The 19,808-nt window shown below is 67.5% G+C and carries 18 protein-coding genes; 10 read left to right on the top strand and 8 right to left on the bottom strand.

All coding sequences use genetic code 11. The features are described 5' to 3' along the window. Positions 1–2: 2 nt before the first annotated feature. The 3 genes from AC0SZ7_RS24665 (at position 3) to AC0SZ7_RS24655 (ending at position 2,493) form a co-directional block, all read left to right on the top strand. Positions 3–461 carry an Lrp/AsnC family transcriptional regulator gene (locus tag AC0SZ7_RS24665; RefSeq protein WP_475506834.1) on the top strand — a complete coding sequence of 153 codons (459 nt, stop codon included), beginning with the start codon at positions 3–5 and terminating at the stop codon, positions 459–461. A gap of 199 nt (positions 462–660) precedes the next feature. Beyond that, positions 661–1,272, top strand: coding sequence for a YitT family protein (locus AC0SZ7_RS24660; RefSeq protein ID WP_473003505.1), 612 nt, complete (start codon positions 661–663; stop codon positions 1,270–1,272). A 27-nt stretch (positions 1,273–1,299) separates the two neighbouring features. Then, positions 1,300–2,493, top strand: a complete 1,194-nt coding sequence (locus AC0SZ7_RS24655) for an amino acid aminotransferase (protein WP_475506833.1) — start codon at positions 1,300–1,302, stop codon at positions 2,491–2,493. Between the two features lie 90 nt (positions 2,494–2,583). Here AC0SZ7_RS24655 and AC0SZ7_RS24650 read toward each other — a convergent pair whose 3' ends face one another. Further along, positions 2,584–3,624: a LacI family DNA-binding transcriptional regulator gene (locus AC0SZ7_RS24650; protein WP_475506832.1), complete on the bottom strand. Its 1,041-nt coding sequence runs from the start codon at positions 3,622–3,624 to the stop codon at positions 2,584–2,586. Positions 3,625–3,793: 169 nt separating this feature from the next. On the opposite strand from AC0SZ7_RS24650, the gene AC0SZ7_RS24645 reads away from it, so the two are divergent. The 6 genes from AC0SZ7_RS24645 (at position 3,794) to AC0SZ7_RS24620 (ending at position 9,315) form a co-directional block, all read left to right on the top strand. Continuing rightward, entirely contained in the window at positions 3,794–4,885 is a 1,092-nt protein-coding gene (locus AC0SZ7_RS24645) for a fatty acid desaturase family protein (RefSeq protein WP_475506831.1), read from the top strand. Beyond that, on the top strand, positions 4,882–5,202 hold the full coding sequence (locus tag AC0SZ7_RS24640) for a MocE family 2Fe-2S type ferredoxin (RefSeq protein WP_416425545.1): 321 nt from the start codon (positions 4,882–4,884) through the stop codon (positions 5,200–5,202). The genes AC0SZ7_RS24645 and AC0SZ7_RS24640 overlap by 4 nt, the downstream gene beginning before the upstream one ends. Then, positions 5,199–6,431: an NAD(P)/FAD-dependent oxidoreductase gene (locus tag AC0SZ7_RS24635; protein WP_475506830.1), complete on the top strand. Its 1,233-nt coding sequence runs from the start codon at positions 5,199–5,201 to the stop codon at positions 6,429–6,431. The genes AC0SZ7_RS24640 and AC0SZ7_RS24635 overlap by 4 nt, the downstream gene beginning before the upstream one ends. Before the next feature lie 2 nt (positions 6,432–6,433). After that, positions 6,434–7,267, top strand: coding sequence for a sugar phosphate isomerase/epimerase family protein (locus tag AC0SZ7_RS24630; RefSeq protein WP_475506829.1), 834 nt, complete (start codon positions 6,434–6,436; stop codon positions 7,265–7,267). 174 nt (positions 7,268–7,441) lie between these two features. After that, positions 7,442–7,897: a DUF5625 family protein gene (locus AC0SZ7_RS24625; protein WP_475506828.1), complete on the top strand. Its 456-nt coding sequence runs from the start codon at positions 7,442–7,444 to the stop codon at positions 7,895–7,897. Positions 7,898–7,959: 62 nt separating this feature from the next. Beyond that, on the top strand, positions 7,960–9,315 hold the full coding sequence (locus tag AC0SZ7_RS24620) for an MATE family efflux transporter (protein WP_475506827.1): 1,356 nt from the start codon (positions 7,960–7,962) through the stop codon (positions 9,313–9,315). A gap of 291 nt (positions 9,316–9,606) precedes the next feature. On the opposite strand, the gene AC0SZ7_RS24615 is transcribed toward AC0SZ7_RS24620, so the two are convergent. The 3 genes from AC0SZ7_RS24615 to AC0SZ7_RS24605 all read right to left on the bottom strand — a co-directional run bounded on the left by AC0SZ7_RS24615 (position 9,607) and on the right by AC0SZ7_RS24605 (position 12,966). Continuing rightward, positions 9,607–10,782, bottom strand: coding sequence for a D-alanyl-D-alanine carboxypeptidase family protein (locus tag AC0SZ7_RS24615; RefSeq protein ID WP_475506826.1), 1,176 nt, complete (start codon positions 10,780–10,782; stop codon positions 9,607–9,609). A 155-nt stretch (positions 10,783–10,937) separates the two neighbouring features. Further along, complete coding sequence (locus tag AC0SZ7_RS24610; protein ID WP_475506825.1) at positions 10,938–12,311, bottom strand: ATP-binding protein; 1,374 nt, start codon at positions 12,309–12,311, stop codon at positions 10,938–10,940. After that, entirely contained in the window at positions 12,289–12,966 is a 678-nt protein-coding gene (locus AC0SZ7_RS24605; RefSeq protein ID WP_475506824.1) for a response regulator transcription factor, read from the bottom strand. The genes AC0SZ7_RS24610 and AC0SZ7_RS24605 overlap by 23 nt, the downstream gene beginning before the upstream one ends. A 174-nt stretch (positions 12,967–13,140) precedes the next feature. On the opposite strand from AC0SZ7_RS24605, the gene AC0SZ7_RS24600 reads away from it, so the two are divergent. After that, entirely contained in the window at positions 13,141–14,280 is a 1,140-nt protein-coding gene (locus AC0SZ7_RS24600; protein ID WP_475506823.1) for an N-acetylmuramoyl-L-alanine amidase, read from the top strand. A gap of 255 nt (positions 14,281–14,535) precedes the next feature. Here the strand turns inward: AC0SZ7_RS24600 and AC0SZ7_RS24595 are convergent, their stop codons facing one another. From AC0SZ7_RS24595 to AC0SZ7_RS24580, 4 genes are all read right to left on the bottom strand, one after another. Next, positions 14,536–15,102, bottom strand: coding sequence for a DUF4337 domain-containing protein (locus tag AC0SZ7_RS24595; protein WP_475506822.1), 567 nt, complete (start codon positions 15,100–15,102; stop codon positions 14,536–14,538). Between the two features lie 110 nt (positions 15,103–15,212). Then, positions 15,213–17,027 (bottom strand): monovalent cation:proton antiporter-2 (CPA2) family protein, encoded by a 1,815-nt coding sequence (locus AC0SZ7_RS24590; protein WP_475506821.1) that lies wholly within the window; start codon positions 17,025–17,027, stop codon positions 15,213–15,215. A 154-nt stretch (positions 17,028–17,181) separates the two neighbouring features. Further along, complete coding sequence (locus AC0SZ7_RS24585) at positions 17,182–18,222, bottom strand: ABC transporter ATP-binding protein (protein WP_475506820.1); 1,041 nt, start codon at positions 18,220–18,222, stop codon at positions 17,182–17,184. After that, a complete protein-coding gene (locus AC0SZ7_RS24580; RefSeq protein WP_475506819.1) occupies positions 18,219–19,808 on the bottom strand; it encodes an ABC transporter permease in 1,590 nt (529 codons plus the stop codon). The genes AC0SZ7_RS24585 and AC0SZ7_RS24580 overlap by 4 nt, the downstream gene beginning before the upstream one ends.

Here is a 19,808-nt window from a genome sequence, read left to right as displayed (position 1 = left end):
GCATGTCCGCCATCGACGATTTCGACCTGAAAATCCTGACCCTGCTGCAGGCCAACGGCCGCCTCACCAACCAGGACCTCAGCGAGCTGGTGGGGCTGTCGGCGTCGCAGTGTTCGCGCAGGCGTATCAGCCTGGAACAGGCCGGCCTGATCCTGGGCTACCACGCGCGCCTGGCGCCCCAGGCCATGAACACGCAGATGGTGGCCATGGTGGAGGTGCGCCTGGTCAGCCACAGCCCGGCGCAATCCCAGGCGTTCGAGGCGTTCGTGCAGGATGAAACGGCGATCATCGACACCTACAAGACCACGGGCGACGCCGACTACACGCTGAAGGTGGCGGTGGCCGACCTGGGTGAGTTGAACGCGCTGATGGGGCGCCTGGCCGACAGCGGCAGCATCGGCCATATGAAGACGGCGGTGGTGTTGCAGCGCATAAAAGAAGCAGGGATCGCGGCGCTGTAAAAGCGCACCGCAAGTGAGCTTGAGGGGGTAATTTTGCACCTGCTTAGTGCATAAATTGCGGTATGTATGCGTGATGTGTGCATGAAGTGATTTTTAAATACACATTAATTTTGTTTTTTGCTAATTTCGCGCTCGATTCAGGCATCGTGGCCATAGCGGCCCGCCATGCCCCCGTGAATTTTCTACAGTCGAGTGCAGCATGAATACAGCCACCGCCCCTGCGTGCCCCCATAGCCGAGTCGAGGATTGCCTGGCCTTGCTGGTGGGCACGGTAATGATCTCCTTCGGCCTGTTGCTGTTGCGCACGGGCGGCATCATGACCGGCGGCATGGCCGGCGTGGCGCTGCTGCTGCACTACGCGTTCGGCTATGCGTTCGGCCTGAGCTACTTCCTGCTCAACCTGCCGTTCTTCTACCTGGCCGTGCGGCGCATGGGCTGGGCATTCAGCCTCAAGACTTTCCTGTGCATCGGCCTGGTGTCGCTGTTCTCCGACCATTTGCACGGGCTGATCGCCCTGGCGCAGATCCAGCCGCTGTACGCCGCAGTGATGGGCAACATCATTCTGGGCACCGGCTTCTTGATCCTGTTCCGTCACCGTGCCAGCCTTGGCGGTTTCAACATTCTGGCGCTGTACCTGCAACAGCGCCTGGGCTGGCGCGCCGGCTGGCTGCAGATGGGCACCGACGTGCTGGTGCTGTCGCTGTCGCTGACCACGGTATCGCCGGTGGTGCTGGCGGTGTCGGTGGTGGGCGTGGTGGTGCTCAACCTGATCGTGGCCCTCAACCATCGCGCCGGTCGCTACCTGGCCTGACCTGCCATTTTCTGCTTGGAGCTCAACATGCTTGAACACGTCCGTCCCTACGCCGGTGATCCTATCCTGTCGCTGATGGAGGCCTACCAGGCCGACCCGCGCGCCAACAAGGTCAACCTCAGCATCGGCCTGTATTACGACGCCCAGGGCCGCATCCCGCAGCTGCCGTCGGTGGCCGAGGCCCAGCGCCGCTGGCTGGCCAGCGAGCAGGGGCCGTCGCTGTACCTGCCCATGGACGGCCTGGCCGACTACTGTCAGCAGGTGCAGCACCTGCTGTTCGGCGAACAGGCCGCGGTGCTGGCCGAGCGCCGCGTGGCCACTATCCAGACCGTGGGCGGCTCGGGCGCGCTGAAAGTCGGTGCCGACTTCCTGCGCCAGTGGTTCCCGGACGCACAGGTGTGGGTGAGCAACCCCACCTGGGAAAACCACCACGCGCTGTTCGGCGGCGCGGGTTTCACCGTCAACACCTACCCCTACTTCGACGCCGCCACCGGTGGTGTCGACTTCGCTGCCATGTGCGCAACCCTGGCCGAGCTGCCGGCGCGCAGCATCGTGCTGCTGCACCCGTGCTGCCACAACCCCACGGGCGCCGACCTGACCCCGGGGCAGTGGGATGAAGTGGTGAGGATTCTCGCCGAGCGCCAGCTGATCGCCTTCCTCGACACTGCCTACCAGGGCCTGGGCGAGGGCATGCAGCAGGACGCCTACGCCATCCGTGCCATGGCCGAGGCCGGCCTGACGCTGGTGGTGAGCAATTCGTTCTCGAAGATTTTCTCGCTGTACGGCGAGCGCGTCGGCGGCCTGTCGGTGGTGTGCGCCGATGCGGCCACCGCCGGCAACGTGCAGGGCCAACTGAAGGCCACGGTGCGTCGTAACTACTCCAGCCCACCCAGCCATGGCGCGCGCCTGGTGGCGGGCGTGCTGGGCGATGCGCAACTGCGTGCCCAGTGGCTGACCGAGGTGGAGCAGATGCGCGTGCGCATCAAGGCCATGCGCACCCAGCTGGCGTCGCTGCTGCGCGACGAATGCCCGGACGGCCGCCATGACTACCTGCTGCGCCAGCAGGGCATGTTCAGCTACACCGGCCTGAGCGCCGAACAGGTACGCCGCCTGCGTGAAGATTCGGGCATCTACCTGGTGGACAGCGGCCGCCTGTGCCTGGCCGGCCTCAACGAGCACAACGTTGCCGCGGTGGCCCAGGCGATCGCCCGTCTGGCCTGACCGGACGCGGCCTGTGGGAGCTGGCTTGCCAGCGAGCTGTTGGGGCCATAAAAGCTCGCTGGCAAGCCAGCTCCCACAACACAGTTGCTGCTACAGGTTTTCGCGGGTGATGATCTGCAACGGCACGAACACCCGCTGGGTGGCCGCGTCGAACGCCGGTTGTTCCTGCAGCCCCAACAGCACCTCGATCAAGGCCTCGGCGATGGCCTGCACCTGCGAGTCGATCACCAGGCTCAGCACGCCGTCCGCCAGGGCCTGGCGCGACAGTGCGGTGGCCTCCGGGACAATGCTGCACAACCCCGGCCCCGCCGGCCGTTGGCGCAGGGCGCTGATCACGCCGTCGCCACCGCCGCCCACCACGCATAACCCGCGCAAGTCCGGGTGGCGGGCCAGCAACTCCAGGCTTGCTTCTTCGGTAAGCCGGTCGTCATCCAGGTTGATCACCGCGTCCAGCAGGCGCAGCCCCGGCGCGTGTTCGGCCAGGTAGCCGCGCAGCGCATCGACCCGCGCCTGGTGCCCCAGGAACCGATAACCGCCCAACAGCACCGCGACGCTGCCCTGCGCCGCGCCGCACAGGTGCGCCAGCAGCCAGCCCATGGTGCGCCCCACCTGGCGGTTGTCCTGGCCCACGTACGGCATTTGCCCCTGAATATCCACGTCCGACAGCAACGCCACCACCGGCACCCCGGCCGCGCGTATCTGCTCGATGCAGGCGTTGATGCGCGGGTCGGTGAAACTCACCACTGCCAGGGCATCGCATTGCACCGCCAGTTGTTCGATCTGCTCGATGATGGCCGCCGGGCTGCGGTCCACCACGTACTCGAACTGGCAGCTGAGGTTGGCGCTGCCGTGGCGCCGGGCGGCATGCTCGATGGCGGCCGCCAGCTGGCCGTAGAAGGCCTGGGCGGTGGCCAGCAGCAAAATGCCGAAGCGGTAGGTGGGGCGCCGCTCGTGCAGGCGTTGGCCAATCAGCCGGGCGGCAAAATAGCCCACCGCCTCGGCGGCGTGGAACACCCGCTCGGCGGTGTCGCGGGCGACCGGCGCGCGGGCGTTCAGCACCCGGTCGACGGTGGCCACGCTGAGCCCGGCCTGGGCGGCGACGGTGGCGATGGTGGGGCGTTTGTTGTTCATGAGGGCCCTTGTGCATGCCTTGAGAGAAAACTATCAAGCGTCCATGCCTTGCGATGATAGCTTGAGAGTGAATGCCTTCAAGGCATTGAGGGCCACGGGGGGCCTCCCTATATTTTCCGCAAGCGCGCCATTCGGGCCGCCCAGCCATACGCCTGCGGAGAACAACAAGATGAGCGACCCCAGTGCAGCCTTTGCCCGCCGTGCGCCTGCCGCGCGCCGCGATTACCGTTTGACCGGCCATGAAGCCCAACGCGCGGTGGACCTGGGCCTGGCCTCGGCCACCTGGTACCAGTCACCTGTTTCGCGCAAACAGCTCAAGGCGCTGATGCAACGCCGCGACGCCCCGGCCCTGCGCGACACCGGCCTGTGGCTGCTGGCGCTGCTGGTGACCGGCGCCGCCGGCTGCTGGTTGTGGGGCAGTTGGGCCTGCGTCCCGTGCTTTTTCGCCTACGGCGTGCTCTACGGCAGCGCCGCCAACGCCCGCTGGCACGAGGCTGGGCACGGCACGGCGTTCCGCACCCGCTGGCTGAACGATGGGGTTTACCACCTCGCCAGCTTCATGATCCTGTTCGAGCCCCAGGTGTGGCGCTGGAGCCACGCCCGGCACCACACCGACACCATCATCGTCGGCCGCGACCCGGAAATCGTCGAGCCACGCCCGCCCAGCTTCTTGAAAATGGCCCTGAGCCTGTTCAGCCTGCCGCACGTTCACAAGACCCTGGGCGCGCTGCTGCGGCATGCCGGCGGGCGGCTGGATGCCCAGGAACAGACGTTCATTCCTGCATCCGAATGGCCGAAAGTGGTGTGGACCGCGCGCATCTGGCTGGCGATTCTGGCCGGTACCGTCGCCGCCGCGCTGCTGTGGCACAGCTGGCTGCCGCTGATGCTCATCGGCCTGCCGACGCTGTACGGCGGCTGGCTCAACTACGTGTTCGGCGTGTCCCAGCACGTGGGCCTGGCCGAGGATGTGCTGGACCATCGCTACAACTGCCGCACCATCTACATGGGCCCGCTGCTGCGCTTCCTGTACCTGAACATGAACTACCACCTGGAACACCACATGTTCCCGATGGTGCCGTACCACGCGCTGCCGCAGCTGCATGAAGCCATCCGCCACGACTGCCCGCCGCCGTACCCCAACCTGCTGGCGGCCTACCGCGAGATTCTGCCGACCCTGTGGCGCCAGCGCCGCGACCCCACCTGGCACGTGCGCCGCCCCGTGCCCACTGCCACCGCCGAACGCCAGGAGTGCCCAGCATGAGCGAGCAATGGATTGATGTGTGCGCCATCGATGACATCGACGCCGAAGACGTCATGCGCTTCGACCACCAGCAGCACAGCTACGCGGTGTACCGCTCGGCCGCCAGCGAATTCTTCGCCACCGACGGCCGCTGCACCCACGAAGCCATTCACCTGGCCGACGGCCTGGTGCTGGACCATGTGATCGAGTGCCCCAAGCACAACGGCCGCTTCGACTACCGCACCGGCAAGGCCCTGGGCGCGCCGGTGTGCGTCAACCTCAAGACCTACCCGGTGCGGGTCGAAGGCGGCCGCGTGCTGCTGGCGGTGCAGCCATGAACGCTGCGCCACTGATTATCGTCGGTGCTGGCCATGCCGGTGGCCGCGCGGCGCTGACCCTGCGCGAGCTGGGCTACGACGGTGAGCTGCTGCTGATTGGCGATGAGGCCCACGCGCCGTACGAGCGGCCGCCGTTGTCCAAAAGCGTGCTGCAGGGCACTGCCGAGCTGGGCGGCTACTCGCTGAGCGGCGCCGATGAGCTGGCGCGGCTGGGCATCGAGCACGTGGCCGGGCAGGGCGTTCAGCAGCTGGACGTCGGCGCGCGGCAGGTGCAGCTGGACAATGGCCGGCGCTTACCCTACAGCGGCCTGCTGCTGGCCACCGGCGGCAGCGCCCGGCGCCTGCCCGGGGTGGCGCCGGGCCTTGCGAATGTGCGCTACCTGCGCACCCACGACGAGGCCCTGGCCTTGCGCGCCAGCCTGCGCGGCGGCGTGCGGTTGGTGGTGGTTGGCGGTGGCTTCATCGGCCTGGAAGTCGCGGCCAGCGCCAGGGCCCTTGGCTGTGCGGTGACGGTGCTGGAAGCGGGCCCGCGGCTGGCCGGGCGGGTGTTGCCGCCGGAGGTGTCGACAGCGGTGTTGGCGTTGCATCGCCAGCAGGGCGTGGAGGTGCGCCTGAACGCGCGCATCGAGGCGTTCGAAGGCACCTGGCAGGTGGAGTATGTGCGCCTGGATGACGGCTCACGCATCCCCTGTGACAGTGTGGTGGTGGGCATTGGCATGCAGCCCAATATAGGCCTGGCGCAGGCGGCGGGGCTGGCGGTGGGGCAGGGTATTCGCGTCGATGCCTGCTTGCGCGCCAGTGCGCCGCAGGTGTTCGTGGCGGGTGATGTCTGCGAGTTTCGCCTGCACCCCGAAGGGCCCTACCAGCGCCAGGAAACCTGGCGCAACGCCGAGGCCCAGGGCCGCCACGCCGCGCTCAACCTGCTGGGCGCCGGCGTGCCGTTCCAGCAGGTGCCGGGTTTCTGGTCCGATCAGTACGACCATGGCCTGCAGACCGTCGGCCAGTTGGCCGAAGGCCCGGCGTCGGCGCGACGGGCCTTGGCCGGTGGCTTTTTGCTGTTCTACCTCGACCGCCAGCAACGCCTGCAAGGCGCCTGTGGCTGGGGCGTGGGCAACAGCGTGGCCAAGGACATCAAGCTGTGCGAGCGCCTGATCACGGCCGGCCAGCCCCTGGCCGCCAGCCAGCTGGGCGACCCCAGCCTGCCCCTGAAAACCCTGCTGAGGAACTGAGCATGCCGCGTCTGCTGGTGTTTCAATCGTTGTGGGCCATGCTCGACCACCAGGGCCGGGCTACCTTGCCGCTGGAGGCGCAGCTGGAGCAGATCGCCGCCGCCGGGTTCGACGGCGTCACTGATCATTACTGGCAACCCGCGCAGGCTCGGCGCCTGAGCCAGGTGGCCGGCAGTCTGGGCCTGGCCATTGAAGGGCAGGTGTTCCCGCGCACCGTTGATGACTTGGCGGCAGCGCTGGACGTGGCCAGCCACAATGGCTGCCATCACCTGACCGTGCAGGCCGACGTGCGCGCCGCGTCGCTGGCGCAGGTGCTGCCGTTGCTGCACGGTTGGCAACGGCTGATCGAGCAGGTGGATTTCCCGGTGTTGCTGGAGACCCATCGCTACCGCGTCACCAATGACCTGCCGTTCACCCTGCAGTTGCTGGCGGAGCTGCCGGAACTCAAGCTGCTGGCCGACCTGTCGCATTACGTGGTGGGCCGCGAGTTGCCCGCAGCCGCCTGCGTCGATGACGACGAGGCGATTCACCAGGTGCTGCGCCGCAGCTGGGGATTCCACGGCCGCGTGGCCAGCAGCGAGCAGGTGCAGGTGGGCCTGGCGTTTCCCCAGCACCAGGCCTGGGTGCAGCGCTTCCAGGCGTGGTGGCAGTGGGGCATCCGCGACTGGCTGGCGCGCCCGGGCACCGACCAGGCCAGCCTGTCGTTCACCTGCGAGCTGGGCCCGCCGCCCTACGCCATTACCGACGCCCATGGCCTGGAGCTGACCGACCGCTGGCAGGAGGCGCTGCACCTCAAGCAAATGATGCGCGACCTGTGGCATCAGACCTGCCGCTGACGCGGCCTGCGGCCGCTGCTACAGGGTTACATAGTCCGTAGCAGCGGCCGCAGGCGGCGTCCCAGGCGCCGCGGTCGCGGGCAAGGTGTGAAAAATCGTTTAAGCTTTGACACACATGCACGCATCGAAGGTCTGGTTTTGAAAGGTTTGCCGTTCACCCTGTGTCTCCTCTGCATGGCCCGCTGCAGCACCCTGGTGCAGGCCGCCGAAGCCGCGCCGCTGAGCCTGAAAAGCTCGGGTGCGGTTGCCGGGTTGGCCGTGCGCATCGTCGAGGACGACAGTTATTCGGTGCGCATCGATTACTTCTACCCGGCCACTGACGGCGCCGCCCGCAAGGTATTGTGGGAAGGCGTGGGCGGCGCCTGGCAAGACCCTGCCGGGCAACTGCACGAACAGGGCGCGCCGTTCAACGTGTTCCTGCGCATCTACGACATCGACGCTGCCGTGGTGGTGCAGGACCGGCGTATCAGCCACCCCACCGTGTCGTCGTGGGGCAGCGGGGTGCTGCATGCCGAGTTGAGCGAGGTACGGCTGCGGCCGGGGCACTACCAAATCACCATCGAGCGCCGCGGCAGTGCCGAGCCGGTCGACGACTACCGTGCCGGGGTCAGCGTGGTCAGGGCGTACTGAACCTGCGGCCACGGGGTTTGCGCTAGAATGCCCCGGTGCTTCATCACCTGCCCGAGATCTTCATGCCAACCCCAGCCGAACGCCCGTTGTGGAAGACCTACCTGGCCTTCCTGGCCCCCATGGTCCTGTCCAATTTCCTGCAGTCCATGTCCGGTACCCTCAACAGCATCTACATTGGCCAGATGCTTGGTACCCAGGCGCTGGCGGCGGTGTCGGGGATGTTCCCCATCGTGTTCTTCTTCATTGCCCTGGTGATCGGCCTGGGTGCTGGTGCCGGGGTGTTGATCGGCCAGGCCTGGGGCGCGCGCGAGCCGCACATGGTCAAGCAGATCGCCGGTTCCACGCTGCTGCTAGGGGCGCTGATCGGCCTGGTGGCGGCGGTGTTCGGCAGCGTCTTCGCGCGCCAGGCGCTGCAAGGCCTGGGCACGCCGGTGGACGTGCTGGATGACGCCGTGGCCTACGCCCGGGTGATGATGTGGATCATGCCGATCCTGCTGGTATTCGTGCTGTTCACCCAGCTGCTGCGCGGGGTCAGCGACACGCTGTCGCCACTGCTGGCGCTGCTGGTGTCCACCGCCGTCGGCCTGGCCCTGACGCCGGCGCTGATCCGTGGCTGGCTGGGCCTGCCGCAAATGGGCATCCAGAGCGCGGCGCTGGCGGGCCTGGCCGGCAACATTGCCGCCATCGCCCTGCTGGCCTGGCGCCTGAACCGCCAAGGCCACGTGCTGGCGCCGGACCGGGCGTTCTTCAAGGCCCTGCGCCTGGACCGCTGGATTCTCGCCAAGGTGCTGCGCATCGGCCTGCCCACGGGCTTGCAGATGGTGGTCATCTCGCTGTCCGAGCTGGTCATCCTGTCACTGGTCAACGGCTACGGCTCCAAAGCCACGGCGGCCTATGGCGCGGTCACGCAAATCGTCAACTACGTGCAGTTCCCGGCGCTGTCCATCGCCATCACCGCGTCCATCCTCGGCGCCCAGGCCATCGGCGCCGGCCGCCTGGAGCGCATGGGCCCGATCCTGCGCACCGGCCTGCTGATCAACGTGTGGCTCACCGGCGGGCTGGTGCTGCTGGGCTACCTGCTGTCGCACTGGCTGCTGGGGCTGTTCATCACCGACGCCAGCACCTTGGCCCAGGCCGAGCACCTGCTGCACATCATGCTCTGGAGCATGCTGGTGTTCGGCTTCCAGGCGCTGGTGGGCGGCATCATGCGCGCCAGCGGCACGGTGCTGGTGCCGGTGCTGATCTCGATCTTCTGCATCCTGGGCGTGGAACTGCCGGCGGCCTGGCTGCTGAACGCGCACTTTGGCCTGCAAGGGGTGTGGATGGCGTTCCCGGTGACCTACCTGGCCATGCTGGCGCTGCAGGTCGCGTACTACAAGGGCGTGTGGCAGCACCGCAAGATCGAGCGGTTGGTGTAGCAGCTGCCGAAGGCTGCGTCCTGGGGACGACGGCGCAATTGGGGATTGACACGCCCACCCTCGCAAAAACTCCCCTCAGGTAGTTGTCCCCGAAAATCGTGGGTATCTCTGTGGATAACTTTGCCAAAGCCAGTCAGTACAGTACGTTGGCGGCACTGGCCAAGAAATGATCAATTGGATGGGTGAAGGCTTTCGAGGCACGCACAGGCACTGGGGTCAAGCTGTAAGCGCCTGTTTCACGCGGATTTAATTGGGCATTTACGTTACGAATCTTGTCGTATTTTCGACGCTTCAAGCGCTGGCGATCAGGCCTCTTATCCACAGCTGCAACCGATCCCAGCATTGCCCCAGCCAGCTGCCCGCAGGCACGGCCTCAAGCGCCACCAGTGGCTGGCTGCCCAGCAGCTGGTCGCCGTCGTACAGGGTCAGTTCGCCTACCAGGCCGCCTTCGGCCAGCGGCGCCTTGAGCGGTTCATTCACGTTGAGCTGGGTGCGCGGATGGCGTTGGTGGTTCACCGGCAGAGTCAGCACCACGTCCTTGGCCAGGCCGACGTTGACGCTGGCGCTGCTGCCCAGCCACACCCTGGGGGTGGCGAGTGGCTGGCCGGCGGTGGCGTAGGTCTGGGTGTCGAAGAAGCGGAAGCCGTAGCCCATGAGTTTCGCGCTGGCCTCGGCCCGCGCCCGCTCGCTGGGGGCGCCGAATACCACGCTGATCAGGCGCCGGCCATTGCGCACCGCCGAGGTCACCATGCAGTAGCCGGCGGCCTCGGTGTGGCCGGTCTTCAGGCCGTCGTAGCTGGGGTCGCGCCACAGCAGCAGGTTGCGGTTGGCCTGGCGGATGCCGTTCCAGGTCAGGTATTTGTGTGCGTACAGCTCGTAGTAGCCGGACTCGTCGTCGATGATCGCCCGCGCCAGGATGGCCATGTCGTGGGCCGAGGAATAGTGGTCGGGCAGCGGCAGGCCGGTGGGGTTGGCGAAGTGCGTGTTGTGCATGCCCAACGTGTCGGCGGCGGCGTTCATCAGCGGCACGAAGCTGTCGGTGCTGCCGGCGATGTGCTCGGCCACGGCGACGCTGGCGTCGTTACCTGAATCAATGATGATGCCGCGCAGCAGGTCGTGCGCGCTGACCTGGCTGCCGGGATCGAGGAACATCCGCGAGCCGCCGGTGCGCCAGGCGTTTTCGCTGATCTGCACCAGGTCTTCGGGCTTCAGCCGCCCGGCCTGCATTTCGCGGGTGGCCAGGTAGGCGGTCATCAGTTTGGTCAGGCTGGCGGGCGGCAGGCGCTCATCGCCGGCGTGCTCGGCAATCAGGGTGCCGGTACGCGCGTCCATCAGCACCCAGGCCTTGGCGTCCAGGCTCGGCGGGCGTGGCACCAGCGGCGCGGCGGGCGCGGGCTGGGCGAACACGGCATAGGGGCAGGCGAGCAGGATCAACACGATCAGGGTGCGCAGGAGCAGGCGTTTCACGGCAGTGGGGCCTCGGTGGGGAAGGGGGCCGAGACTGTGGCGGGGGCTGCCTGGGGGCTCAACTTAACCTGGGTTAAGTAAAATTAATGAACATTGGGGTTGATCGCGGACGCAGCCTTCGGCAGCTGCTACGGGCGGGTGTTGGCACACTGGCGTCAAGTCGCACAATGAATGCTGACCTGAGCACCGCCACCCTCTGCGTTGCCGATGTGCAAGGTGTAGCCATGCAAGCGCACGATCGCCGCCACCAGTGACAGCCCCAGGCCATGCCCGGGCTGCGCGTCGGCGCTGGGCCCGCGGTAGAGGCGGCGGATGACCAGGCTGCGTTCCGCCGGGGCAATGCCGGGGCCGGTGTCGAGGATGTCCAGGGTCATCTGTCGCCCCTGGCAGCGGGCGCGCAGGACGATGGCGCCGCCCGCCGGGGTGAACTTGATGGCATTGTCCAGCAGGTTCACCAGCGCTTCGAACAGCAGCGCCACGTCGCCCATCAAGGTCGGCAGCGGGCCTTGAATGTCCAGTGTCAGGGTCTGCTGGCGCTCAAGGGCCAGGGGCTCGTAGAACTCGTGGGCCTGTTGCAGCAACTCCACCGGCGAGTAGGGCTGGAAGGCGCCACGCCGGCGCGTGTCTTCCAGCTCGGCCACGCGCAGCAGACCCTGGAAGCGCACCATGATCGACTCGCTTTCGGCCAGCGCCTGTTCCAGGGTGGCACGCTGGGGCGCGTCCAGCGGCATCTGGTCCAGCTGGTGCAGGCGCGCGCGCAGGCGCGTCAGCGGCGTGCGCAGGTCATGGGCAATGCCGTCGCACACGCCTTTCACCTCCAGCATCAGCTGTTCGATGTGGTCGAGCATGGTGTTCACCGCGCTGGCCAGCATGTCCAGTTCGTCGCGCCGTGGCGACAGCGGCAGGCGGTCGGCGAGGTTGCCCGACACCACGCTCTCGGTGCTGCGCTGCAAGCCTTGCACGCGCTTGAGCGGGCGCCGGCGTAACAGCCACCAGCCGATCAGGCCGGGTATCAGTGTCAGCGACAGCCCCCACGCCAGCGCCTGCTGGATGATGCCGCCCACCGCCGACACCGAGCCGCCGTCGCGGGCCAGCACCAGCATGCGCCCGTCGCCGCGGTGCACCAGCAGCGCGTAGCTGCTGCGCGGTTCTTCGCTGGCCTGGGCCACGCTCAGGCCCTTTTGCAGGTAGTGCACCTGGCCGTCGTCGGCGAGGCTGGCGCGCAGTTTCAGCAGGTCGCCGGCCAAGTGCCGGCCCTCGGCGTCGAACAGGCCGTAGGCGTCGATGTTGGGGGTGGAATAGGCTTCGCTGGCGGCCAGTTCGCCCAGCAGGTTGTCGTCGTCGACCTTGGCGTAGTAGTGCGCGCGCTGCATCAGCGTGCGCTCGGCGATGCTGCCCAGGTACTGCGAGATCTGCCAGTACAGCACGCCGGTGAACAGCGCGCCCCAGGCCACGAAGAACAGCGCGTAGAAGCCGATCAGGCGGCTGCTGGACGAGCCCCAGGGTTCAAGCGCGGGGCGCGAGGACATAGCCGGTACCCCTGACGGTCTGGATGATGGGCGAGTGCTCGCCCTCGATTTTCTTGCGCAGGCGGCCCAGGTGCACGTCGATGATGTTGGTGCCCGGGTCGAAGTGGTAGCCCCACACCTCCTGGAACAGCATGGTGCGCGTCACCAACTGGCCGGCGTTGCGCATCAGGTAGTTGAGAATCTTGAACTCGGTGGGCAGCAGGGCGATGTGCTCCTCGCCCCGGTTGAGGCGGTGCTCCACCAGGTCCAGGCACAGGTCGCCCACCTGCAGGCGCGGATGGCTGGCGCCGTTGGCGGGGCGGCGCAGCAGCACTTCCAGGCGCGCCACCATTTCCACCGGCGAGAACGGCTTGGTCAGGTAGTCGTCGCCGCCCGAGCGCAGGCCGCGCACGCGCTCGTCCACGTCCGACAGGGCGCTGATCATCAGCACCGGCGTGTGAATGTCCAGGCTGCGCAGGGTGCTGACGATGGTCAGGCCGTCGAAGTCGGGCAGCATGCGGTCCAGGGTAATGGCATCGTGGCCGCCGGCAATTGCCCGGGCCAGGCCTTCGCGGCCGTTGGCGCACCATTCCACGGTAAAGCCGTGCAGGCTCAGTTCGGTCATGATGACGTGGGCGGTCACTTCGTCGTCTTCGATGACCAGGGCGCTGCTCATGGGGGAATCCTCTGTTGCTCCGCGATTTTTCGGGGTGGCCATTGTAAAGGCTTGGCTACCCTAGGGAGACCGCGCGTCGGGCTCTATTAAATTTTAATTTAATCGACTTAATTCAGTTGCTTGCACGCGCAAGGGTTTAATGGGCTACCCCCGTGAACCGAGGTTGGCCCTGCCGTGAACCGTCGCAATTTTCTCGGCCTGATCAGCGCCGTGTCCCTGATGTCGCCCGCCTGGCTGCTGGCCGCGCCGTTGCCGGGTGTCAGCCATTGCCAGGTCAGCCACCATGGCGGCGTGACCAGCCTGGTGCTGGACCTGGCCGGCAAGGTTGAGTACCAGGTGTTTACCCTCAGCGGCCCCGACCGTGTGGTGATCGACCTGCACGGCGTGGCGGCGCACTTGCCGCCGGCGGCGCTGAATTTTGCCGGCACGCCGGTGCAGGGCTTGCGCAGCGGCCCCACCAAGACCGGCCTGCGCCTGGTGCTGGACATGCACCAGCCAGCCCACGCCCAGGCGCGCTTGGTGCCGCTGGCCGGCGGGCATCAACGCCTGGTAGTGGATTTGCCGGTGGGCAAGGCGGCTGCCGTGCTGGCGCGCCATGCCCCCCGCCAGCGCCCGGCGATCATTGCCATCGACGCCGGCCATGGCGGCAAGGACCCCGGCGCCGTGGGTGGCGGCAAGCACTACGAGAAGACCGTGGTGCTGGGCATCGCCAGCCTGCTGCACCAGCAATTGGCCAAGGACCCGCGCTTCACCCCGACCATGAGCCGCGACAGCGATTTCTTCGTGCCGCTGCACCAGCGCGTGCTGCTGGCGCACCAGCGCCGCGCCGACATGCTGGTGTCGCTGCACGCTGACGCGGCGCCATCACGTTCAGCCCGTGGCGCCTCGGTGTACGTGCTGTCGCCCCACGGCGCTACGTCGGCCATGGCGCGCTACATCGCCGAAAGCGAGAACAGCTCCGACGCCTACGCCGGGGTGTTCGACAACAGTTTGAGCAACGACGACCCCATGGTCTCCCGGGTGTTGGTGGACATGTCGATGAACGCCACCATCGCTTCCAGCCTCGACCTGGGCCGCACGGTGCTGGGGCATTTCAAGCAGGTCACCAACATTCACCAGCGCCGCGTGGAACAGGCCGGGTTCGCGGTGCTGAAGTCGCCGGACATCCCGTCGATCCTGGTGGAGCATGGATTCATGAGCAACCCGTACGACTGCGGGCGCTTGATCGACCACCGCCACCAGGTGGAACTGGCGCAGGCGCTGCATGCGTCGATTGGCGATTATTTCCGCAAATACCCGGTGCGGGTGGCGTAGCAGCTGCCGCAGGCTGCGTCTTGCCTGCGCGGTGCATCAGGCGCACCGCGACGCCCATGACGCGGCCTGCGGCCGCTGCTACAGGGGCCCTGCGTAGCAGCTGCCGCAGGCTGCGTCTTGCCTGCGCGGTGCATCAGGCTCACTGCGGTGCCCATGACGCGGCCTGCGGCCGCTGCTACAGGGGCCCTGCGTAGCAAGCTGCCGTCAGGCGGCGTCCAGGCATGGCGGAGCGCCGTGGTGCACCCGCACGCGGTGTCAGACGTGGAACCACGCCAACCCACCCAGCACCAGGCTCAGGGCGGCGGCGCCCAAGGACATTTTTTCCAGCCACTCCTTGCGCGTCAGCAAAGTCATGGCCGCCAGCGAGATCGCGATCTGGATCGCCATCATCGCCTGGGCCCAGCGGTGGTGCTGGTGCAGGATGGTCTCGGACTTCACGTCCCACTCGGCCGCTTCCTTCTCCATGGCCTCGGCCTTCTGCCGCGCCTCTTCCTTCTGCTGCTTGTAGCGCGCTACCTCGGCCTGGTAGTGGGCAACGTCCATGCCCGGGATGTGGCTGGCCAGGTCGGCCAGGTTCTGCCGGCTGGACTTGGCCTGGTAGTAGTTCCACTGGTTGGCGGCTTCTGTTTTCTTGATGGCGGCGTTGTTCTTGTTCATCGCCGCCTCGCTCTCGGTGGAGCCGGCCTGGTAGCTGAGCAGCGCGCCGATGGTGGCCATGACCGCCGTCATCACCGCGATCTTGCTGGCGAAGCTGTCGCCACGGTGGTGGGCGTGCTCGACGTGTTCTTCATGGGGGGAGGGGACTTCGAACGACTCGGACATGGTGCTCGGGCTGCCTTGGGGGGTGGAAACGCGGGCGCGAATATAGGGTAAAACCCTGCGCCCGCCTAGCGGCCCAAAGGCCGCACCCTGCAAGTTTCATGCGGCCCGCGTTACGGCAGATGCGCGCGGTCCTGCTCGCCGCTGTCGGACTCGAACAGCGTTGCCAATTCGCCCCGCGCCTCTTGCGCGGTCTGCATTACCTTGGCCGCGTCGTCGCGCACCAGGTACTGGGCGGCCAGCACCTGTTCGTCGTGCTGCTTGAAACGCTGGATGCGCCAGTCGGCCTGCTCCTGGGTCAGGCCCAGGCCTACCAGCGTGCGGCGGCTCATCTCCAGGCTGGAGTAGTAGGTTTCGCGAATGGCCACGGCCCCGGCGTCCACCAGGCGGTGCACGTGCTGGCGGTTGCGGGCGCGGGCGATGATCTTGATGTGCGGGTACAGGCGGTGCACAAGCTCGGCGGTCTTGATGTTGGTCTCGGGGTCATCGGTGGCGATGATGAAGTATTCAGCCTCGCCCACCTTGGCCGCGCTGAGGATCTCCGGGCGCAGCGGGTCGCCGTAGAACACCGGCACGTTGCCGAAGCTGCGGGTCAGCTCGATGGTGTCCACCGAGGTGTCCAGGGCCACGAACGAGACGTTCTGCGCGCGCAGGATACGCGAGACGATCTGGCCCATGCGGCCCATGCCGGCGATGACCACGCGCGGCGCGTCGGCGTCGATGGCCTTGAGGTGCTCGGGCACCGGCTTCACCGGCTTGGGCTGCGCCTTGATATAGCGCGCGCAGGCCAGCAGCAACAGCGGCGTCACCGCCATGGACAGGGTGATGGTCAGCAGCAGGGTGTCGAACAGGTGCTGGTCGAACAGGCCCTCGTCCTTGCCGATCTTGAACACCACGAAGGCAAACTCGCCGCCGGCCGCCAGCACCACGCCCAGGCGCACCGCACTGAGCTTGCTCAAGCCCCCGGCCAGGCGACCGATGAACAGCAACAGCGGCAGCTTGATGGCGATCAACAGCAGCATCAGCCCCAGCACCGTGGCCGGCGCATCCAGCAGCAACTGCAGGTTGGCGCCCATGCCCACGCTGATGAAGAACAGCCCCAGCAGCAGGCCCTTGAACGGCTCGATCTGCGATTCCAGCTCATGGCGGTATTCCGAATCCGCCAGCAGCAGGCCGGCCAGGAAGGCGCCCAGGGCCATGGACACGCCGGCCAGGTCCATCAGCCACGCCGTGCCGATCACCACCAGCAGCGCGGTGGCGGTGGACACCTCCGGCAGGCCGGTGCGGGCCACGGCGCGGAACACCGGGCGCAGCAGGTAGCGGCCGCCGATCACCACCACGGCGATGCTGCCCAGCACCCGCAGGCCATGGTTGAGGCTGTCGCCTGGCGCCGTGTCATGGTCGCCGGTGGCCAGCAGCGGCACCAGCGCAATCAACGGAATGGCGGCGATGTCCTGGAACAGCAATATGGCAAATGCCAGCCGCCCGTGGGGGCTGTTCAGCTGCTTGCTCTCGGCCAGGCTCTGCAGCCCGAACGCCGTGGACGACAACGCCAGGCCCAGGCCCAGCACCACCGACGTGGGCAGCGGCTGGCCAAAGCCCAGCATCGCCACGCCGCCAATCACCGCGCCGGTCAACAGCACCTGCGCCAGGCCAACGCCGAACACCGACTTGCGCATCACCCACAGCCGCCGCGGCGACAGCTCCAGGCCGATGATGAACAGCAGCAGCACCACGCCCAGCTCGGAGATATGCGACACGCTCTGCGGGTTGCCGATCAGGCCCAGCACCTGCGGGCCGATGATCACCCCCGCGAACAGATACCCCAGCACCGCGCCCAGTTGCAGGCGCTTGGCAAGCGGTACGGTGATGACGGCGGCGAACAGAAAGACCACGGCGGCTTGTAGCAGGCTCCCTTCTTGGGGCATTGGGTTACTCCTGGGTGGTGAGGCGAAACGGGTAGTCTACTGGTTTTATGACGCCCCTTTATATTATGCAGGTGGGTAGGTAGGACCAACCTACAGGCGCTATGCCGCGTCTCAACTGATGCCTCGATAAAGTTCTTGCTGTTAGAACATGGCCTCAACCCATCCCCACCACATGCGCCACCCCCTGCGCCCGCACATAAACCCGGCTACCCACCCCAGGCACCTCCACCCCGGCGCTGCGCAGTCGCAATGGCGTTGTCCGGGCTGAATCCAGCTGCACTGTCAGCGTCCAGCTGTTGCCGATGAAGTCAGTCTCGCTGACCACCCCGCGCACCGCGCCCGGCGTTTCATCGCACAGGTGCAGTTGCTCCGGCCGCAGCATGATCTGGGCGCTGCCGTGCAGGCTGGGGTCACGCACCGGCAGGTTGCCCAGCGCGCAGCTAGCCAGGCCGTGGGCGAGCTGGGCGGGGAGCAGCACGGCGTCGCCGAGGAACAGCGCGGTCTGGGCGTCGTTGGGGTGGCGGTAGAGTTCCAGCGGTGGGCCGGCCTGCACCAGCCGGCCCTGGCGCATCACGGCCAGCTGGTCGGCGAACGACAGTGCTTCGCCCTGGTCGTGGGTGACCAGCACGGTGGTGATGCCGGCCTCGCTCAGCAGTTGTGCCACGGCCTTGCGCATGGAGGCGCGCAGGCCGGTGTCCAGCGCCGAGAAGGGCTCGTCCAGCAGCATCAGCTGCGGGCGCTGAGCCAGGGCGCGGGCCAGGGCCACCCGTTGCTGCTGGCCGCCGGACAGCTCGTGGGGCCAGCTGTGCAACAGGCGTCGGTCGAGGGCCACGCGCTCCAGCAGCGCCTCGACCTGGGTGCGCTTGGCGGCGGTGCTGCCAGGCAGGCCGAAGCCGATGTTGGCGGCCACGTCCAGGTGCGGAAACAGCGCGCCGTCCTGCGGTACGTAGCCGATCTGGCGTTGGTGGGCGGGTACCTCGCGGCTGCCGTCAGCCAGCGCCTGGCCGCCGAGGCTGATGCTGCCCTGGTCGGGGAACTCGAAGCCGGCAATCAGCCGCAGCAGGGTGGTCTTGCCCGAACCCGATGGCCCGACGATGGCCGTGCGGCTGCCGCTGGGTACGTTGAGGCTGACGTCGGCGAGGGCGGTGAAGGCGCCGAAACGCTTGTGCAGGTGGTGCAGTTCAAGGGCGCTCATCGGCCGGCGGTCCGTTTTGATTGTTGGTAGAGGAGGGCGGTCAGCGGCAGTGACAGCACAATCATGATCAGCGCATAGGGCGCAGCGGCGGCATAGTCGATCTCGCTGCTCATGGCCCAGAAGCCGGTGGCCAGGGTACGCGTGCCGCTGGGGGCCAACAGCAGGGTGGCGGTGAGCTCGTTGCAGATGGCCAGGAACACCAGCGCCGCACCCGCCGCTGCGCCCGGGGCGGCCAGGCGCAGGGTGACGCGCCACAGCGCCTGGGCCGGCGAGCGGCCCAGGCTGCGGGCGATGTTCTCCAGTTCCACCGGCGCCTGGGCAATGCCGGCGCGCAGGCTGACCAGTGCCCGCGGCAGGAACATCAGCAGGTAGGCCAGCAGCACGGTAAACAGGGTCTGGTACAGCGGCGGCGCCAGGTGGATGGTCAGCGTTACCAGCGCCAGCGCCACGACAATGCCCGGCAGCGAACTGGACAGGTAATTGCCGCCCTCCAGCAGCCGCTGCAGGCGGCTGGGCGCGCGCACCGAAAGCCACGCCGCCGGTATCGCCGCCAGGGTGGTCAACAGCGCGCCGGCGCTGGCCAGCAGCAGGGTCTGCCACAGGGCGCTCCACAGTTCGTCGTTGCGCCACACCTCCAGGCCGCCGGCCAGCAGCCAGCGGCCCAGGGTCAGCAGCGGCACGCCCAGCGTCAGCGCGCAGGTGGCCAGCATCAGGCCCAGGCCCAGCGCGGTGTCGCGGCGGTTCAGGCGCCAGCCGGGAAGCACGCGCGGGCTGCCGGAGCCCACCCGCGCGTAGCGGGCGTGGCCACGGCTGGCTGCCTCGACCGTCAGTAGCAACAGGCAGCACAACGCGAGCACGCCGGCCATCATGTTGGCGGCCGGGCCGTTGAACGAGGACTGGAACTGGTCGTAGATGGCGGTGGTGAAGGTGTCGAAACGAATCAGTGCGTACAGCCCGAACTCGGCCAGCAGGTGCAGGCCCACCAGCAACGTACCGCCGCTGATGGCCAGGCGCAGTTGCGGTAGCACCACGCGAAAGAACACTGCCCAGGGTTTGAGCCCCAGGGACTGGCCGACGTCTTCCAGGGCCGGGTCCAGGCGGCGCAGGGTGGCGGCCACGGGCAGGTACAGGAAGGGGAAATAAGCGATTACCGAGATCAGTACCGCCGCTGGTAAACCGTGCAAACCGGGCGCCACGCTGACCCAGGCATAGCTGTGCACGAACGCCGGGATGGCCAAGGGCGCGGTGGCCAGCAAGGCCCACATTCGCCGCCCGGGTAGCCGCGTGCGTTCGGTAAGCCAGGCCAGCGAAACACCCAGCAGGACGCACAGCGGCAGGGTCAGCAGCGTCAGCGCCAGGGTGTTGAACAGCAACTGTGCCATGCGCGGGCGCAGCACCAGGGCGGCAATGTTCTGCCAGCCCTGCTGCAGGGCCACCCCGGCGATGAAGCCCAGCGGCAGCAGCGCCAGCAGCGACATGCCAAGGGCAGCGCCCACCAGCCAGGCGTTGCGCCGCCGCTGGCGGCGGCGCAGGGGCAAGGCGGCCGCCGCTGCGGCGGCCTCGGTCAAGCCTGAAGATGGCAGCAA

This window comes from Pseudomonas sp. JC1203 (assembly GCF_056175065.1).
This window is presented reverse-complemented; position numbering and strand designations above follow the sequence as displayed.

Excerpts from the sequence above, each read along its gene's own strand:
- AC0SZ7_RS24605 (WP_475506824.1), bottom strand. The coding sequence starts at position 12,966 with ATGAGCAGCGCCCTGGTCATCGAAGACGACGAAGTGACCGCCCACGTC.
- AC0SZ7_RS24595 (WP_475506822.1), bottom strand. The coding sequence starts at position 15,102 with ATGTCCGAGTCGTTCGAAGTCCCCTCCCCCCATGAAGAACACGTCGAG.
- AC0SZ7_RS24660 (WP_473003505.1), top strand. The coding sequence starts at position 661 with ATGAATACAGCCACCGCCCCTGCGTGCCCCCATAGCCGAGTCGAGGAT.
- AC0SZ7_RS24635 (WP_475506830.1), top strand. The coding sequence starts at position 5,199 with ATGAACGCTGCGCCACTGATTATCGTCGGTGCTGGCCATGCCGGTGGC.
- AC0SZ7_RS24585 (WP_475506820.1), bottom strand. The coding sequence starts at position 18,222 with ATGAGCGCCCTTGAACTGCACCACCTGCACAAGCGTTTCGGCGCCTTC.
- AC0SZ7_RS24610 (WP_475506825.1), bottom strand. The coding sequence starts at position 12,311 with ATGTCCTCGCGCCCCGCGCTTGAACCCTGGGGCTCGTCCAGCAGCCGC.
- AC0SZ7_RS24590 (WP_475506821.1), bottom strand. The coding sequence starts at position 17,027 with ATGCCCCAAGAAGGGAGCCTGCTACAAGCCGCCGTGGTCTTTCTGTTC.
- AC0SZ7_RS24665 (WP_475506834.1), top strand. The coding sequence starts at position 3 with ATGTCCGCCATCGACGATTTCGACCTGAAAATCCTGACCCTGCTGCAG.
- AC0SZ7_RS24620 (WP_475506827.1), top strand. The coding sequence starts at position 7,960 with ATGCCAACCCCAGCCGAACGCCCGTTGTGGAAGACCTACCTGGCCTTC.
- AC0SZ7_RS24650 (WP_475506832.1), bottom strand. The coding sequence starts at position 3,624 with ATGAACAACAAACGCCCCACCATCGCCACCGTCGCCGCCCAGGCCGGG.
- AC0SZ7_RS24645 (WP_475506831.1), top strand. The coding sequence starts at position 3,794 with ATGAGCGACCCCAGTGCAGCCTTTGCCCGCCGTGCGCCTGCCGCGCGC.
- AC0SZ7_RS24655 (WP_475506833.1), top strand. The coding sequence starts at position 1,300 with ATGCTTGAACACGTCCGTCCCTACGCCGGTGATCCTATCCTGTCGCTG.
- AC0SZ7_RS24630 (WP_475506829.1), top strand. The coding sequence starts at position 6,434 with ATGCCGCGTCTGCTGGTGTTTCAATCGTTGTGGGCCATGCTCGACCAC.
- AC0SZ7_RS24640 (WP_416425545.1), top strand. The coding sequence starts at position 4,882 with ATGAGCGAGCAATGGATTGATGTGTGCGCCATCGATGACATCGACGCC.
- AC0SZ7_RS24625 (WP_475506828.1), top strand. The coding sequence starts at position 7,442 with ATGGCCCGCTGCAGCACCCTGGTGCAGGCCGCCGAAGCCGCGCCGCTG.